Annotated in this window: 6 protein-coding genes; all 6 read right to left on the minus strand. The window is 65.0% G+C overall.

Translation table 11 applies throughout. From position 1 onward, the window contains the following. Positions 1-75: 75 nt before the first annotated feature. A complete protein-coding gene (locus tag LPA36_RS23090; protein ID WP_228881997.1) occupies positions 76-2,172 on the minus strand; it encodes an HlyD family efflux transporter periplasmic adaptor subunit in 2,097 nt (698 codons plus the stop codon). Further along, positions 2,172-3,512, minus strand: a complete 1,341-nt coding sequence (locus tag LPA36_RS23095) for an efflux RND transporter periplasmic adaptor subunit (RefSeq protein WP_228882000.1) — start codon at positions 3,510-3,512, stop codon at positions 2,172-2,174. The genes LPA36_RS23090 and LPA36_RS23095 overlap by 1 nt, the downstream gene beginning before the upstream one ends. Beyond that, positions 3,509-4,234 (minus strand): efflux RND transporter periplasmic adaptor subunit, encoded by a 726-nt coding sequence (locus LPA36_RS23100; protein ID WP_228882002.1) that lies wholly within the window; start codon positions 4,232-4,234, stop codon positions 3,509-3,511. The genes LPA36_RS23095 and LPA36_RS23100 overlap by 4 nt, the downstream gene beginning before the upstream one ends. Before the next feature lie 31 nt (positions 4,235-4,265). Then, a complete protein-coding gene (locus LPA36_RS23105) occupies positions 4,266-5,915 on the minus strand; it encodes a TolC family protein (protein ID WP_228882004.1) in 1,650 nt (549 codons plus the stop codon). Positions 5,916-5,935: 20 nt separating this feature from the next. After that, positions 5,936-16,579 carry a VCBS domain-containing protein gene (locus tag LPA36_RS23110; protein ID WP_228882005.1) on the minus strand — a complete coding sequence of 3,548 codons (10,644 nt, stop codon included), beginning with the start codon at positions 16,577-16,579 and terminating at the stop codon, positions 5,936-5,938. 580 nt (positions 16,580-17,159) lie between these two features. Further along, positions 17,160-18,491: a type II toxin-antitoxin system HipA family toxin gene (locus LPA36_RS23115; protein WP_228882008.1), complete on the minus strand. Its 1,332-nt coding sequence runs from the start codon at positions 18,489-18,491 to the stop codon at positions 17,160-17,162. Position 18,492: the final 1 nt, after the last annotated feature.

An 18,492-nucleotide genomic window follows, 5' to 3' on the forward strand; every position in this document is an offset into this window, starting at 1 on the left:
GTTCGGGCATCGTTGTATTTACCAGTGTTTTACAGCGTGCCGGGGCAAGAGACAATCCGTGGTGACAGCGAATGCTCAAAACCCGCTTTCCCGGACGAGGGCTGCGACCAGGTGCGTGCCGCCTTCGACGAGAAGACTGCGCCGGTTGCCGTCGATCTGCAACTGGCCGCGGGTTTCCCACAGGTTCGGCGGTGCGGCGTCGAGCTGCACGAGTACATGAAACACAGGTGGATTCGGCGTGAGCGTATCGCGATCGGCGGCGACGGTCACGGGGCCCTTGTAGCGCGAGGCGAGCATCGGATGGGTGAGCTGCCGCGCGCGCGTCGTATCGATTGCGACGACGTGACCCGTGATCGGCGCGGCCTGTCCGGCGGGATAGAAATGGGCCTCGTCGCCGGCGGCAAGGCGCGGCACGTCGTCCTGCCGGACGTAGGCGTCCACCTGCCAGCGGCTGGGGTCGACCAGCACGCCAACCGGCTCCTTCGGACTGATCCACTGGCCGGCGCGCCATTCCGGATTGACGTCCATCCACCTGCCGGCAAACGGGGCATGCAGGATCAGGCGGGCGATTTCCGAGCGTGCCGCGGCGGCTTCCTCGTACTGCACGCGCAGGCGCTCCCGCGTCGCCGCCTGCTGTTCGAGGCCGCCGGCATCCGCAATCAGACCCGCCAGTCTTGCCTCGTAACCGCGGATGCCGGCCTCGCTGCCCTGCATGTGCGAGGTGATGTCCGGCTCTTCCATGACCATCAGCGTGTCGTCGGCCTGCACCTGACCGACTGGGTGAATGTTCTGGATGCGCGCGGGAAACGGCACGAACACGCGCAACTGACGCTCGGTACGCGCGACGCCTTCGGCGTGAATCTGGGTGCGCCACGGTATCGCCACGAGCAGCAGAAACGCGGCCGCGAACGCCATCAGCATCAGCCTCCGGTTCGGCCGGATGCGGTGACGGTTTGTCCACCAGTAGTTCAGCTCGCGCGTGACGGGCATCAGGATGAACCAGGTGACCTCGACGACGAAGAGGAACGCGCCGAGCAGCTTGAAGAAGAAGAGATACACCGTGACGGCGATGCCGAGGAACAGCACGAGCCGGTAGAGCCACGTCACGAATTCGAACGCGATGAGCATGCGCCGGTGCGACGCGCGAAAGGGTTCCGGCCACGGTTCGTCGAAACCGAGCAGCGTGCGGCGGATGCCAACGCGCGCGAGGGCGGAAGCGCGCTGATGCAGGTTCGGGAAATCGAGCAGATCCGACAGGATGAAATAGCCATCGAAACGCATGAACGGGCTCGCATTCAGCCCGAGCGACAGCACCCAGCTGGTCGTCGCGAGATAGAGCAGCGCATTGCGCAACGCGCCAGGATCGGCGAGCGACCATCCCAGCGTCGCGAGGCCGGCGAGCGACAGTTCGCAAAGAATGCCGGCCGAAGCGATGGCGAGGCGCTGACGCGAACTGCGCAATTTCCAGCTTTCGCCGGTATCGGTGTAGAGCATGGGCCACAGCACGACAAACGCGATGCCCATATGCGCGACGCGCAGGCCGAGCCGCGTGGCGACGAGCGCATGCGCGAGTTCGTGCAGTGTCTTGGCGACGACAAGCGCAATGGCGAAACTGATCAGGCCTTCGGTCGAAAACGATTCCACGACCGCCGACGAAAACGTATCCCATTGCTGCAACACGAGCACGATGCCCAGCACGCTCAACAGCACGACGACGATGGGTGTCGCCGGCGTGAACAGCCATTTCAGCCGCCGGGTGAGACGCGTGAGAAACCGCTGCGGACGCAGCAACGGAATGCGAAAGAACAGGTAGTGATGCAGCCACCAGCGCCACGTCAGCCAGCCGTCGCTGCGATCGCGCTGCTGCAGGCGGGCAAGCGATTCGGGCGTGGGCTTGAGCAGGTCATGCCGTTCCAGGAAGCGCCGGAGGTCCAGAACCTGGCTGATATCGGGACGCAACGCGGTCTGTTCCGTGATCTCCTGGCAAATCTGCGCGGGCGATTTGTCCCAGCGGATCAGGCATTCGAACTCGAGCCATCCGATGCGATAGAAGCGGTTGATCACCGTGTCCTGAATCATCCATGAAGGCTCGCCGTCCTTGCCGCTGGCCGATTCGCCGAGGCGCAGATCCTCGCGCAGCGCAGGCGAGGGCAGGTCGGGGTCGAGTGTCATCACAGCCCCGTCCATGCCCTGACGGTCGCAACCGGGCGGCGCAGGAGGTAGTAGGCGAGGCTTACCTGCTTGCCATACAGCTTCGCGGTACCGTGCAGACCGAGTCGCGCCTGGTCGTGCGCGCCGTCGATGCTCGCCAGCAGGCGGTACGCGACGATGCCGTCCTCGCTCGCTTTCGCCTGGTAGCTGGTTTCGAGAATGCGGCCGTGGAGCGGCGCCAGCGGATAGGCCGTCAGATACAGCGTCACCTCGGCGCCGGGCTCGAGCGCGATCGCATCGGCTACGGCGAGCTGGATCAGCATCGCCGGCTTCGCCGGGTCGGCGAGTTGCAGGATCCGTTCGCCCGTTACAACGGGCTTGCCGATCCAGTCGTTCGGGTCGCTAAATACGGCGACGCCCGCTTCGGGCGCGAACACCTGGGTGCGCTTCAACTGTGCGGTGACAGCCGCAAGTTCCGCCCGCCGCTGTTCGGCCACGCTGCCCAGCACCGCAAGCTCGTTTTTGCTCTGCGGGTTGTCGAAGGCGCGCTGGCTGGCCGCCATCAGTTCCGCGTCCGCGACTGCGACCTGCTTGCTCAGCACTTCGACGCGGCTTTTCAGGGACGTCTCGTTCAGTGTGAAAAGCAGCGTGCCTTCGCTGACGGGCTGGTTCGGGCGCACCGCGATGGTGTCGATCACGCCGTCGATGGGCGAGCTGATGATGCGGGCGTCGCTCGATACGATTTCGGCCGGCGCGAGCACCGTCTGGCGCACGGGCACGAGCAGAAGCAACACTGCGGCGGCGAGCGCACCCACTGTCTGCCGGCGGCCCGGCTTCCAGCGCAACGGGTGGCGTCGGCGCAGGAGCGCGCCCCAGCAGTAGCCCCACGTCTGCACGACGCCACGCAAGGTGGGCGCAATGGCTTCTGCCGGCCGCTCGTCGAGCAGGACCAGCAGGATGCCGAGCCGCTTGCCGCCGGGATCGTGAACGGGCACGCACCACACGCCCGCCGGCCACCATTCGCTCCATCCGTCGGCGATATCCGGCGGTGGCTCGACGGCATCGCGCGCGAGCCATTGCGGCTCGACACCGGTGATCTGCGACGCGGTCCAGCGGCTCGCACGCTGCAACCACACGAGATACGGCGAATCTTCGGTGGGTTTGGCGAGACCCGAGACGGTGAGCAGTTCAAGGCGTTTGCCGTGTTCCGCGAACACAAGCGCCTGCCGGAAATTCAGCATCGAGTGAAGGTCATTGGCCATCGTGAACGCGAGCGCGTTTACCGAATCGGCCGCGAGCGCGCGATCGCGCAGCGCATCCAGATACAGCAGTAACTGCGGATGAGGAAGGGATTCGTTCATTGAGCCGCCGGAAAACGCGCGACCCCACTCATGCCAGCAACCAGTTCGGGATGTTCGCCATCGAGCTCCGCTTCCAGTTCGACGGTCTGCGCGACGGCGTCCACGCGCGCGTTCACCGCACTGACATGGGCAGGATAGGTTTTTCCCGTTTCGTGAATCGTGATGTCGAGACGCGCACCCTGTTTGAGCTTGACCAGCAGCGCCGAGGGCACGTTGAGCCTGACTTTCAGCGCGCCATCGCCGACGAGATCCACCATCGGCGTGCCTGCGCTGAGCGTCTGATACGGTTTGACGTAGACCTTGGCGATACGGCCGCTGAATGGCGCGATCACGCGGCAGTAGCCAAGCTGCGCGTTGGCGAGCGCAAGGGCGCCCTGGGCCTTGTCGACCTCGGTCGCCGAAAGCGCGACTTCGATGTCGCCCGCCGCCTTCAGGTCGCGCAGGCTCTGCTTGGCCGTCAGGTTCTGCTTCGCCATGTTCAGTTCCGCGCGCGCGACGTTGGCGCGCGCCTGCACTTCTGCACAGTTCATTTGCGCGAGTACTGCATTTTTCGCGACCTGCTTGCCGAGCGTCGCGCGCAGATCGGTGATGGTGCCGTTCATCTGGCTCGACAGCGTGGTTTCGAGGTTGGGCGCAAGCAGCACGCGGATTGCGTTGGGGTCGTCGAACGCGTCGCCCGTGGCGGCTGGCTTTGCGGCGTGACCAGCGACGGCAGAAGTCATCAATGCGGCCGCCAGCAATAGATGGACAGACTTATTGCACGACGGGCGCATTGCCACCTCCGGTAGCGGCAGGCGCGGCAGGTGCCGGTTGAGCGGATTGCGCGGATTGCGCGGATTGACCGGTCTGGGCGGGCGCCTGCTGACCGACGGGCTCCGTCGTATCGGGCATTGGCGGGGGGCTCGTATCCGGTTCCAGTTGCTGCTGCCTCGTCACGGTCTTCTCGATTTCCTGCGCGAGCGTCTTGACGTCGTCTTTCGCGATGGCTTCCGGCATCACATCGAAGCCGATCGAGTTATAGAGTCGCCCCCATGCGGCCTGCGCGTCGGAGTACGCGGCTTCGCGCTCGTAGCGCGAGAGCAGGTAACGCCCCTCCGCACGGATCACTTCCAGCTCGGAGCCGAAGTTCGTGGTGTGCGCGGCGTTCGCGTAGTCGAGCAGGTTGCGGTCCACGCGCAGGCTTTCGTCGGCGAAATCGACTTCCTGAAGTGCGAGCTGGTAACGCAGCGAACCCACGCGGACCTGCGTCAGGATCGCCATCGAAAGCGCCAGGCGGCGCAGGTCGTCGGTTTTCGTCTGCGAATCCTGCTGCGCGTTCAGGGACGGCAGCTGCAGCAGCCTGAACAGGTTCATCGACACGCGCACGCCAACGGCCGACCACATGTTGTTGTACAGAAAGTCGTTCGAATCGTAGTTCGTGTTCAGGTCGATGCCGATGTTCGGCCACAGTTGCATTTTCGCGATCTTGATGTCGTTCAGGTTGACGCGCTTGCGATACCACTCTTCCATGATTTCAGGCCGGTGCTCCAACGCCAGCTGTTCGAGTTGCGGCTCGGGCGTCACGACTTTCGGCAGGGCGCCCTGCTCGGTGTCCGCGAGCACGAGCGGCGTGCCGGGGGGCAGCGACATCAGCGCGGACAACTCGGCCTGGGCGAATTCGAGGTCCTGCCGCCGGATCGTCAGAAGCGAGATCGCATCGAGCAGGGCGCGCTGGTAAGCGAGGATTTCCTGTTTGGGCAGCAGGCCGCGGTTTTCCGCTGCCTGCGCGGCGCGCAACGCGATCCACGTGCGCGAGAGCAGCTGGTCGACCTCCGGTTTGAGCCGCTGCGCGGCGAGCGCGCGCCAGTAGGAATTGCGCACGTCCTGCAGGACGTTCTGCGCGACCTTGCGACGGCGTTCTTCGGCCATCAGGATCTGGTCGGCTTTCTGCTGCGTGCGGTAGTACGCGACGCCAAAGTCGAGCAGGTTCCAGCTCATGTTGAGCGCCGCCACTTCGTGATAGCGCTGCTCGGAGGTCGACGGACGCAAGCTGACCTGACGGTCTTCGATGCCGACCGACGTGCCGCCCGAATCGTTGCTGCGATCGGAATAGCCCGCCGACGCAACGAGCTGCGGCAGCAGGTCATTGGTCGACACGTCGCGCAGATTGGCGGCGAGCGCGCTCTCCATCAGCTTCAACCGGTAGTCGAGGTTGTACTTCAGCGCGCGTGCCGCGGCTTCATAAAAGGTAATCGGCCCGGTTACCGGTTCCTGGTCGCTGTACATGGCGCCCTGATCGTTGACGACCCGCTGGCGAACTTCCTCTTTGGTGGCCGGCTGGGGCTGAAGCGAAGCACAGCCCGTCAACATCAACATCGTGCAGGCGATTGTTGTATTCAGGACCCGCGCCTGGTCTTTTTGCATAACCTGTCCTCGTCCGAAAACTAGCGTTCGACGGAAGCTTCTGATTTCTGGCGTGCTGGTGGTAGCTTCTGTGCGGCCTCACGTAACTGGTTGCCGAAACTTTGCGATATCGGGGCGGCTGGCTTCTCGACGAGCGGCCGCAATCCGCCCGTCAGGTTTTCCGGCAGCGGGGCGAACACGGACGGATCGGAGAGCAGCCCGTCCGCGCTCAGATCGACCCGGCCCTGGCGTCCGAAGATCCACGCCTGGTCGAACGCGCTTTGCTGCTGGCTCTGGCGCACGGCCTGTCCAATGAACTGGCCGGGCACGAGGCCGAGGCCGCGGCCGACGTACCGCTCGATCGCGAGCCGCTCGAGCGGCCAGTCGATCTCGCTGCCATCGGCTTCGCGAAGCGCGACCTGCTGCCGGATGGCATCGCCCTCGACTTCCTCCGTAACGTAGGTGACCGGTCTGAGCGTCGAGGGTGGCTCTGGCGGCACGGACAACGGCAGTCCGAAGCCGTAGTTCGGGCCGATGCCGGTCGGCGGAATGTAGGGCGTCGAGATGTCGAGGCTGATCAGGAGTTCCGCCTGATCGGTGGCGCCGGCGAGGTCGCTGATCGTGTATGTGAACGGATCCTTCAGCACCTGGCCGAGGCCCGCGGCCGCGAGCACCTCGGGATTGCTGAGGTCGATCGCGTACGTGTACGTGCCGTCGGCGTTCAGGGTGAGCGTGCCGTAGCGGCCTGCCAGCGCGTGACCGGGCGTGCCCGCCGTACCGGTGCCGGCTTCGTCGCCGGTGCGCACGCCAGTCACGGTCAGATGATCGTTGGCGTCCACGTCGCTGTCGTTCTTCAGTACGTTGCCGCTGGCCTGCGGCGTGGGAACCTGGTCGCTTGCGACGTTGCTGTCGTCGGTCGCGACGGGGGCATCGTTCGTGCCATGGATCGTCACCGTCAGCGTGGCCTGCGCCTCGGCGCCTGCCGTATCGCGGATGCGGTACGTGAACACCTCGGTCAACGTTTCGCCGCTGGTGCGCAATGCCTGCACGGCGGCGTTCGTGTTGTCGACGACGTAGTCGTAGTTGCCGTCTGCGTTCAGCGTCAGGTGACCATAACGCCCCGCGAGGTCGCTGCCTGCGGCGGCCGACTGGCCGGTCTCGTTCGCTACGTCCACCACCTGTTTGGTCTCGCCATTCGCCACGCTGTCGACGTCGGTGTCGTTGGTCAGCACGTTGCCGGTTGCGTCCTGACCGGGCGTCGCGTTGTTGACGCCGCCGGCTTCGATCGCGACACTCGCGTCGTTGTTCGCGACCGGCGTGTCGTTCTGGCCTTCGATCGTGATGCGCAGTTCGGCCGGTGTGGATGCGTTAAGGTCGTCAGCGACGGTGTACGTGAACACATCCTGCAACGTCTGACCGCTCGTGCGCAGCGCCTGCACGGCGGCAAGACTGTTGTCGACGACATACGTCCACGTGCCGTCCGCGTTCAGCGTGAGCGTGCCGTACTCACCTTGCAACGCGCTGCCGACGGTACCGGCCGTGCCACCCGTGCTCGCCGTGTCGCCGGTGCGGATTCCGCTGACGTGTATCGCATCGCCTTCCGGGTCCGAGTCGTTGGTCAGCACGTTGCCGGACGGGTTGACGCCCGGCGTGCCGTTATTGATGCCGCCTGCCTCGACAGCGGTGCCCGTGGTATCGACGACGACAGGCGCGTCGTTCACGCCGCGCACGACGACCGTCAGCGTAGCTTCTGCCGACAGGTTGCCCTCGTCGGTGACCCGGTATGTGAAGACGTCGGTGACGAACTGTAGCGGCCCCAGTCCGATCAGTGTCGGGTTCGACGCATCGACGACGTACAGGTAAGTGCCGTTCGCACCGATCAGCAGGTCGCCGTATTGCCCGTGCAGCACGAGCGCATCGCGTTCGCTGGTACTGTCGAGCGGGATCGCGCTGAGGGAGGTGCCAGCGGTGACCGTGCCAACAGTCGCGCCCGTTCCGGTGAACTGGTCGACGCCATCGACATCGGTATCGTTGTTCAGTACGTTGCCTGTGGCGTCGGCCGGGCCGCCGTTGCCGTTTCTCGCCGCAGCGATCGCAAAATCGTTCCGGGCGACCGGTGCATCCCACGCGCCCTGGATGACGACGGTCAGCTGGGCGGTATCGGTGGCGCCGGCTGCGTCGTGCATCTGATACGTGAAGGCCTCGCTGAGGCTTTGGCCCGGAATCAGTGCCTGGACTGCCGCGAGGCTGTTGTCGACCACGTAGGTGTAACTGCCGTCGGGGTTGATCGTGAGCGTGCCGTAGATGCCCGCGACCGTCGTCGCACCGGTCACGGCCGTCAGCGTGCCGCCAGCCGCTTCGGCGCCGGTGCGCACGCCGTCGACGGTTTTCGTGTCGCCAGCGTCCACGTCGGTATCGTTGGTCAGGACGTTGCCGGTGGGATTGATGCCAGGCGTGCCGTTATCCGTGCCGCCGGCTTCCATGCCATTTGCCAGGTCGTTCTGCGCAACCGGCGTGTCGTTCTGGCCGGAGATCACGATGTCCAGTTCGGCCTGCGCCGTTGCACCATGCGTGTCCGTCACGGTGTACGTGAAGTGTTCGACCAGCTGGTCGGAGGAGAGCCGCAACGCCTCGACAGTCGGATTGCTGTTGTCGACGATGTACGAATACGTGCCGTCGGCATTGAGCGTCAGGCTGCCATACAGCCCGGCGAGCGCCTGGCCCATCGAGCCGGCTGTGCCCGTACCGGTCGTCTCGCCCGTGCGGATGCCCGAGACCGTGAGCGCGTCGCCGTCCGGATCGGAATCGTTCGTGAGGACATTGCCCGTCGGGTTCACGCCAGCGGTTCCATTGCCAGAGCCGCCGGCTTCCTGCGCCTGCGCGGTGTCGTTTTGCGGCGTGGGCGGATCGTTCACGCCCACGACTGTGATGACCAGTTGCGCCTGATCGGTCAGGCCGCTCGTATCGACGATCTCGTAGGTGAACGTTTCGGTCAAAGTGGCGCCGGGCGCGAGCGCGCGGACCGCCGCGTTATTGCTGTCGACATCGTAGACATAGGAGCCGTCGGCGCCGATGTGCAGCGTGCCGTAGCTCCCCGTCACCGCCGTGCCGCTCGCCGAGGTCGAGCCCGCGGCGACGGTGCTCAGCGCGCCTCCTGCAGTCTCGAGCCCGCTGCGCACGCCGTCGACTTTCAAGAGCGTGTCGGGCTGGTCGGTGTGGTCGACATCCGTGTCGATGCCGTTGCCGCCCGGCTGGTCGACGGTGCCGGGGCGGCTCGCCGTGGTGATCACGTTGCCCGTCGGATTCACCGGATTCACACCGAGCGCTGCGTCGCCCGCCGTCGCGGTCGCCGCATCGTCGCTCGCGACCGGGTTGTCGTTCGCGCCGCTGATATTGATCGTCAGCTGTGCGAGGTCCGTCAGGCCGCCCGCGTCGGTGACCTGATACGTGAAGGTGTCGACGAGCGGGGCGTCGGAAGGCACGCGTTGCTGGACCGCCGGATTGCTGTTGTCGACCACGTAACGATACGTGCCGTCCGCACCGATCGTCAGCGTGCCGTACGTGCCGGCGATGGTTGTTCCAGAAGCGCTGGTCGTGCCTGCGGTGACCGGCGACAGCGGACTGTTCACATCCGCCTCGGCTTCGTTGATGATGCCGGTGACCTGTTTCGTTTCGCCATTCGCGACGCTGTCGACGTCGGTGTCGTTCGTCAGCACGTTGCCGATTGCATCGCTGCCAGGCGTGCCGTTCAGGACGCCGCCCGCTTCCGTCGCGGCGCCCGTGTCGTCGACGCCGACCGGTGTGTCGTTCGCGCCGTGAATCGTGACCGTCAGCGTGGCCGACGAACGCGCGTTGGACTGGTCGAAAATCACGTAGGTGAACTGCTCGGTCAACGTCTGGCCATTCAGGCGCAGTGCCTGCACAGCGGCGTTGCTGTTATCGACCGTGTACTGGTAGCCGCCGTCGGCGCCGATGGTGAGCGTGCCGTACAGTCCCGCGAGCGTGGAATCACCCAGGCCCGCGAGCACGACCGCCTGACCCGCCTGGTTCGACGCTGAAACGATCCGCAGCGAATCGCCGTTCGTCGCGATGTCGACGTCGGTGTCGTTGTTCAGCACGTTGCCGGTCGGATCGACGCCCGGCTGGTTGTTGGCGTTGCCGCCGGCTTCAGTGGCGTCGGCCGTGTCGTTCACCGCGACGGGCGCATCGTTCACCGGAATGACGTTGATCGCCAGCGTGTTGACGGCGATAAGCGCGTCGGTTGCTTCGCCCGGAATGCCGTCGCCGTCGTGATCGCCGAAATTGCCGAGGTCGTTCGTGCTGATAGTGAGCGCATCGGGGCCGTTGAAGTTCGCGTTGCCGAGATACTGCAGGTTCGCGAGTGCGGCGTTCAGTTGCGTGATGTCGCCCGTCAGCACGAGCGTGGCCGTGTTCGCGCCGGTTTCGGTCACGCCGGCCGGCAGGCTGGAGAGCGACAGCGTGCCGTGACCTACGGCAAGCGTGACCTGAAGATCGCGGGTGCCGGCGTCGGGGTCGCTGACGGTGATGCCGGCAAGGCTGAACGTCGTATCTTCATCGCCCGAGGGCGGCGTGGCCGGCAACTGGTTCGCCGGCGGATCGTTCTGCTGGACATAGCCGGCATCGGCGTTGGCCGTGCCGCCGTCCGCGAGCGTGAGGTCGATCGTGCCCAGTGGCGTCGCTGCGTCGGTATCGATACGCACCGCGAGCGTGCCGACCGGCTGCGGATAGCTGATCGTGCCGGTGGGCGTCTGGATCTGGTAGATGCCGACCGGCAGCACGCCAAAGTGATATTGACCGTTCGCGTCGGTCGTCGTGGTGTAGACCACGTTGTCAGCCGTCGTGCCGAGGTTGCCGTCGAGGCCGGCCCACGCCAGCGTGACGGTCTGGCCCGCGAGCCCCGGGCCATCGGGCGTCGTGGAGCCTGTCGCGGAATCGGTGTCGTCCCAGAGCGTGCCGCTGATTACGCCGAGACCCGCAGCCGCCTGCCGCACATAGGTGTTCGGGCCGACGCCGCTGCCCGTGCGCTCGCCGTCGGTCGAGCCGGGCGTGCCGACGCTTGATCCGCCCCACGTCGTGAAGCTGTCGGGCAGGCTCGTCCACGTCACGGTCGCGGCGGTGGCGGCGATCGCCGTCTGGTTGGGCGCCTCGGCGGAATAGAAGACGGAGACCTGGTCGTTCGGATTGAGCTGCGCGAACGTCAGATGCAGGCCGTTCGTCATGTCGAGCGTGACGCCGATGCCGGCAAGCTGCGCGCTCGTATAGGAGGTGCCGTTCAGCACGAGGTGATCGAAGGTGTAGTTCGACGCAGTCGGGAAGCTGTCCGTCAGCGACACATCGTAGGCGGCGGATCCGCCGCTCTGCACAAAGCTGATATCGACGTCGGCCGTGCCGAGGCCCGCGGTTGCACTGGTCGGATTGAAGTTGTAGACCTGTTTCACCATGCCGGTGATGGAGGGCTCGAGCACGTCCTCGTGGATCGTCGTTGACGTGGCAAGCTGTGTGGTGCCTGAAAAGTCGGCGGCCATCGCGCTGGGCGCTGCGCCGGCGACATTCGACGCCGTGTTGAGCACGCGCGCGTTGAACTCGATCGAGACGCCTTCGAGATCTGGATCGTTGTCCGGGTTGACGATGTTTCCGAAGTGGAACGTGATGACCTCGTTGCCATTCGCATCGGTCGTCACCGTGATATCCGCCGGATTGAGGACACCTGTCGGTGCGGCGCCGGAGAGGTCCGGCGTGATGAACTGCGCCTGCGGGCTGTCCTGATTGCCCGTTACGTTGAGTGTGCCGCCAAGAATGAGGTTGGTGATATCCGTCGTGATGCCGCCGTTTGAAACGAAGACGATGCGGGTGGTTCCGTCGTTGGTGAAGTCGAGCCCGTTCTGCAGCGTGACCTGCACCGTGTAGTCGGCGGTCGTGCCTTCAATCAGGCGCGCGACGACACGATAACGGACCACTTCGCCGACGGCGACGCCCTCATCGGTCGCATTCGTCGGCGACGGCGCAGCCGTTTCCGGCAGGCCACCCACGCGCGAGATCCCGAGTTCCTGCCCGGTCGGCACCGTCAGCGTCGAGCTGGTCTCGTAATCGTTGAGCACGCCGCTGTTGAGCGCGCCATCCACGCCGGTCCGCTCGCCCGCCGGGTCGGCCGTGCCGCCTGTCGTGCCATTCAGGCTCGTCCACTGGACGCTTGCCGTGTTGTCGAACGACTGCTCGCTCGCCGCCTGCGCGAGCACGACGCCCGACACGCGCAAGGTAATGCTGCCGCCTTTGGCGATGTCGATGTTCGCCCCCGACGCCGTTCGCAGCTGACCGTTCACCAGTTCGAAGTCCACGCCGCCGTTGTTGGTGGCGCCCCCCTGATAGGTCACGCCGAGAAGCGTCAGGTTGCTGAGTTCCGCCGGCAGCGAATCGAGAAAACTGATGTCGAATGCATTGAAATCGGTGGCCGCGTTGCCATTGCTGATCGTGATGTCGTATTCGACCGTATCGCCTTCATCGACGCCGATGCCGGGGTCGGCCGCGGTGGTCTGGGTGACCGTCAGCGTGGGTTCGCGGATCACGACAGTCGGCGCGGAATTGCCTTCCGCGACGGTCCGGTCGACGGCGGTCGTGCCGTTCGGCGTATCGCCGTCCGGATCGCTGAATACGAGCTGCCCGGGGTTCGACAGCGTCACGCCCGCCTGATTGCTGGCGACGTTGTCCGCCACCAGTTGCACGCGGATCACGAAGGTGTTGTTGCCGGTAATGTTGTCCGCCGTGACGTTTGCGACCGTGAAGGTCCAGCGTGCGCCGGCGCCGTCGGTGCCCAGCGTGCCGGAGAGTGCGCTCAGGCTGCCGACCGTCACCGTGCCGTTGAAATCCGCGCCGAGCGCGGCGCTGCCGGCCGCCGTCGTGATGACCTGATAGCCAAGGCCGCCGTTGAAGCTCGTGTCCAGACGCATCCCGGGCGGAATCAGGTCGTCGATGCGCAGGTTCTGCGTGCTGCCTTCCGGCAGTGTGACGACGATGTCGTACTGCATGCTTTCGCCGATCACCAGATCGCTGCCTGTCGTATGGCTCGCGCTGGAGTCGCCGTTATCGAGCGTGCCGCCCGCGTAATCGACGGCGATCGATGGCGAGGAAACCTGTTCGTCTGCGGTGTCGGTCAGGTCGGTCGGAGTGAAATCGGTGCCGTTGTCGACGCTCGCATAGTTGCTGAGCGTAGCGGTGGCCTGCAGCGTGCTGGCAGCGGAGATGCCCGCATTGACGGTCACGTCATACGTGATCACGACAATGTTCGAGCCATTCGTATCGGCCGTCGTTCCGCTGCGGCCCGGCAGCAGGCTCGCGACGTTGCCTGCGTCGAGGAACGTGACCGTGCTGCCGCTCACGCTGTAATCGACGCCTTCCACGAGTTGCGTGCCGTCGCCGCGATAGATCTTCAGGTTGGCCGCATCGAGACTGCCGCCGACGAACTGCAGGCCGGCCGGCAACGTGACACTGGTCGATACGTCGAATGCGCCGCCGCCCCCGGTGTTTTCGATCGCGGTGGCAAGCCGCAGCGTGTCGCCTGCGTCGACGCCTGTGATGTCGCCATTGACCGAATTGAGGTCGGTCACGCTGCCCGTGAACGGCGCACCCGCGCTACCCGGCGCGCTCCATGTGCCTGTGGTGCCGGTAATCGTGCCCTCGCTCGCGGATACCACGCCCTGTTTGATCGCCAGCGTCGGCTCGGCGACGGAGACGATCACCGCGACGTCCGACGAGACGAGCGGGGTATGGGCAATCGTCGTGACCTGGCTCGACTGCGCGAGCACGTCGAGCGAGCGCTGGTCGGCATAGGGCTGGTCGCCCACACGCAGTGTGAACGTCACCTGGATCGTGCTGCCGCTCGTCGCACTGGTCGCGAAACTGCCGAAGTTGAAAATGAGCGAATTGCCCGTGCCGTCCGTGACGCTGACGACCTGGCCCGCGTTCGTATTGCCCGGGCCGAGCGCCCACTGGTCGACGCCCGTCCCCTGCGTCCACGTGACGCCGGAAACGTTCAGGAGCGGCAACGGCAGATACGCCGACAGCGCGAGCTGCTCGTAGTCGCCGGTGACGAGGTTGTAGGTCAGGCTGAACGTGACCACGTCGCCCGGATTCAGCTCGCCACTTGCAGGCGGCGCAGCGCCGTTGACGGAGACGATTTCGATGTCGACGTTACTGGTTGGCACAGTGCTCGTTGTCGACGACTGGTCGGTGACTGAATCGCCTGTCAGGTTGAACGCGTCGACCAGCAGCGTGCCCGTAATCGTCGCATTGTTGCCGAACGAGTCGCCCTCGTTGATTTCGCTCTGCGTGTAAGACGTCGCGTAGCTCTGGTCGACGAGTGCGCTGTACTGGATGCTCGCGGTGGTGGCGCCCTGCAGCACGGTGTCGACCGAAAGGTCGCCGTTGAGCCCGCCCGTATTCTTCAGCGCGGCCGCCCGGATCGATGCGCCGATGTCGAACGTGAGCGTCGTGGTGCCGTCCGCATTGACCGTGGCCGTGCTGATGAGCGCGATGGTGTGCGTGACGCCCGCTTCGGTGTACGTGAAGGTCGGTGTGCCGGTCAGGGTCTGGCCATCGCCCAGCTGGTCGGTGACGACGAGCTGGCCCGCACCCAGCGCCGTCTGGCCCATGGCGAAGTAATCGGAGATCGCGATGTTCAGCGTGTAGCCCAGCGTGTCGCCCGGCGTGACACCCGCTGTGCCGGTGTCGTTGACGTCCGAAACCTGCTTTTGCAGCGTGACCGATTTCGCGACGAAGGTCGTACCGGTTCCGTCGCCCGTGCCGGAAAACTCGATCGTGGTTTGCGGCGGCGTGAGATCGCGCGGATCGAGCGGCACCCATTCGCCACTCCCGCCAGCGGTGCCGAAGGTAATCGTGACGGGCGCGCCGGACACCGGATCGAGCACGGGCTGGCCCTCTGCGTCGACTTCCGGCACATAGAAGCTGACCACAGTGGTTTCCGGTGCGCTGAGCGTGGCGAATTCGACGGTATACGAGCGGATGAATATCGTGTCGCTCGCGATGGCCCCGGCGATCAGGGCCGGTGCGGTGATGACGCTGCCGTCCTGCAATGTCAGCGACGTGATCGTGCCGCCGGCGCCCGGCGTGATCGCTGTGACCTGAACGTTCTCCGGGATGGCCTGGGTGATGACGACATTCGTCAGCGTCTGTCCCGGCGCCGGCGAGGCGGTCACGGTCTCCGTATGAACATAGTTCGGGCCGCTGACCGTTTCGCCTTCTGTCATGTTGACCGACTGGTCGAGCGTGAGGACCGTCGGATGCACGACGAAATCGTGCAGCGACGCCTCGATCAGCACCGGGTCGGTCGTCGGGTTGTCTAAACCGTCGTTGCCGAACTGGAAGCCGCCGCGTGCCTGGATCGTGAGATCCGGGCTGCCGTTGGAAAACGCCGTGTCGGCCAGATCGCTGAGCGTGGCGGTGACCTGTACTGTGATCGCGGGCTGGTTCTGCGTGACGCTGCCAAACGGCAACTCCAGCACCACCAGCTGATCGCCGGGACGCAGCCCGTAGGTCGCGGCGTTGATGACGAGCGGATTGCCGTTCGCGTCCTTCGCGAGCGGATGGACCGCATTGCCGTTTGCATCGAACGTCACGACGAACGACGTGACGGCGTGCCCGAGATAGCTGGCGGAGACAAACGACACGCCGTCGTTGCCGTCCTTGCCGGTAGCGGGCATCAGGAGGTCGATGTACGGCCCGTAGCCCACCTGGCTCGACGTATTCGAGAACGACACGTCAAACGTGACCTGATCGCCGAGCAGTACGTTGTCGCCCGTCGCCGAGATCGTGGTGGTCGGGCTCGCGTCGGCGAGCAGCCGGTCGTAGTGGGTGAGCGCGGCTTCGCTCAGGGCGATCGGCTTGTCGAGCGCGCCACTCGTGACTTCGAGCGTCCAGTCGCCGCCTGCGGCGGCGCTCCCCGTCGCGTTGCTCGATGCGCCGACGGTCGCGCCTGTCAGCGTGGCCAGTTCCTGCACGAGCGCCTTGCCCGCATCGCCGGCGCCGACGTCGCATCCATATAGTTCGATGTCGGCGCCCGCGTTCAGGCCGCTGCGCCAGGCGCCGAGCGCGTCGGCCATCTGCGCGAGACTCGTCTGGGTGAAGGTCTGGTTACCGAGCGTGAACTGGCCGGACGCACCGTGCGAAAAGATCTGGATCGAATCGACCTTGCCCATCGAGGCGAGCGCAGCGCTGATCGCGGAGACCGCGTCCTGGCCCGGATCGATCACCAGCACGCGCGTATTCGAGGGTAATTGCGTCAGCAGTTCGCTGCCGTTGTCGATACGGCTGTCCAGCACAACGAGATTCTGGCCGGCCGGCGCGTGACCGGCTGGGGCCGTGGTAGCTGCTGGCGGAGGTGTATCGGCGGGAGACGAGGCTGCAGGCCGCGCCGCCGACGCAGGCGCCGCCGACTTTGCCTCGATGACAGGCACGGGAGTGGCCGTGGTCGTGCGCGCGTCGTTGGTTGGATGATCGGCCGTGCTGACCGCGTGGGCTGGATCGCTGTGATGTTGCTGGTCGGCCGCTGCGGCCGCCGCCCCATCGAAGAGAATGCGGGGTTCGAGGGCAAGCGCGTGGCTTCGCGGCCGAAAGCATGCAAAAAAATCCGGTGACGCAGGCATTTTGGACATTTTCTACCAACCCTGGGAAATTCCAGACCCGATAAAAGACCCATTCGTTTCGCCAGTCTCTCACGCATGATTTCCGCAATTACTTCATATCAATTAAACGACATGATTGCGCGGCCGGCGTCTCTTTCAATTTGCTGCCAGAACATCAGTTAAATCGGAGTATAGCGGCGAGAATCACGACTTTACGAGCCTTGACGTGCATATTTGTTAACTGTTTTCACGCGATTCGCATGACTGAGCGTTTCATCGTCAGAATTTACCGATTCGACGGAGGCGGTAAAAATTTCGTCCGCCTTGATTCGGGGCGCAATTAACCTCCTGATTTTATGAAGCATCGAGGTTGTGTAAAGCCGGCTTTCATTAAAAAAGCCAGCGGGATTAGAAACAATAATTGAAATAATCGGGCGCATTGTGCTGACCCATGCCCGGCTTTACTTTCTGCATGACATTCAGACTTATATGCTTTCGGTGCGCTTCAGGCTCGCCCGCTATTAACTGGACCGTTTCCGATAGCGGCCGGCGCTGGCGGCGCGGTCGATGTGTCTCGCGCCGGATTGTCTTGCGCCGCGAGAGGGCGAGTTCAGCTTGCCGCCAGCCGCGCCTTCTGTTTCTCGATGCCGTTCAGGATCGAATCCGCGAGACCGGACGGAAAGTCCGCCGGCAACACGTCGGCGACCGCGTGGATGACGTCTGGTGTCAGTGCGATCAATTCAGCAACGACGTCTTGTGCGATGTCTTCGCCCAGATCGACCTGTCGCGCCTGTGCGATCCAGTGACGACGCTGGATCCTGTCCACCAGATAGTGGTTGCCGTTGCCGCGAACCGCCATCGCGAGCTTCGCGCGTTGCGGCGCGATCTGGTTCTTCCTGCGCCCCACGATGGGATGCGCGGAAAGCACGTCGTAGAGCGGCGTCGCGCGGTAGTGTCCGCCCGGCAAATGGAAGATGCTGAAATTCTTCGCGTGGCCGTCGGTCGCGGCGAGCAGCCAGAAAACCAGTTGCGCCTTGAAGAAATTCCGGCGATCGCGCGCGGCTTCCTGCGAGCCGAGGAGCGTTTCCATGATCGCGGGAATGCCCGGGCCGCCGTCCGCCTGATACTTGAGAATGGACGGCGTGCCCGTGGCCTGGCACATGTCCTCCTGGGGGAGACGGACGATCCAGGATGCGTCGCCGGCAAGCCGCCGGTCGAAGCGTTCCACGACGAGCGCTTTCTGATCGTCAAAACGGGCGATCTCGCAGGCGGCGACCGGTAACCCGTACGCCGCCACGATTTTCGAGCAGAGCCATTCGTTTTCGATGGACGTCCGCATGTCGGCCTGCATATTGCCGACCCGCCCGAGCGCCAGCTTGAATATGTGCGTGGTGGGCGTACTGCCGGCCGGCAGCAGCCATTGCCCGGCGTGCCGCAGCAGCGCGGTTTTCTCCTGCGCACCCGCGATCGAAAGGCGCAGATCGCCGCCGTGATCGAACTGGCCGAGCGGCGCCGCAGCGGTGGCGTTGCGCAGCAACCGGGCGATGTCCGACGCGGCGAGCGGCTCGCCCGCGATGTCGTAGAGGTCGGCGGGGGCTTCATCGGGCGCGAGCAACTGGATGGCGCCCACGCAGTCCCGACCCAGCGCGGCCAGCAGGTCGAACGCGCCGGTGCTGCCCGTTCGATGGCGTTGCGCGAGGCGCCGCCGGATGGCGTCACTGTCCGGCAGCAGGTTGTCGAAGTACGCGCTGACCACCTCGCCGCGCCAGGGCTGGTTGCCCGGCGTAAACGGCAATGACAGCGAAAGCGGACGGCCCTGTTCGTGGGCAATCCATTCGTCGAAATAGGCGAGACGCTCCTGTCCGCCGGCTCTTTCCCAGTAGCCCGCGGGAATGCCGTTCATCCAGATGTTGAGCCTCTGCGTGTGCGAGCGGCGGCCCATG

The organism is Paraburkholderia saeva (assembly GCF_907164555.1).
In the GTDB taxonomy this organism is placed as follows: Bacteria; Pseudomonadota; Gammaproteobacteria; order Burkholderiales; family Burkholderiaceae; genus Paraburkholderia; species Paraburkholderia saeva.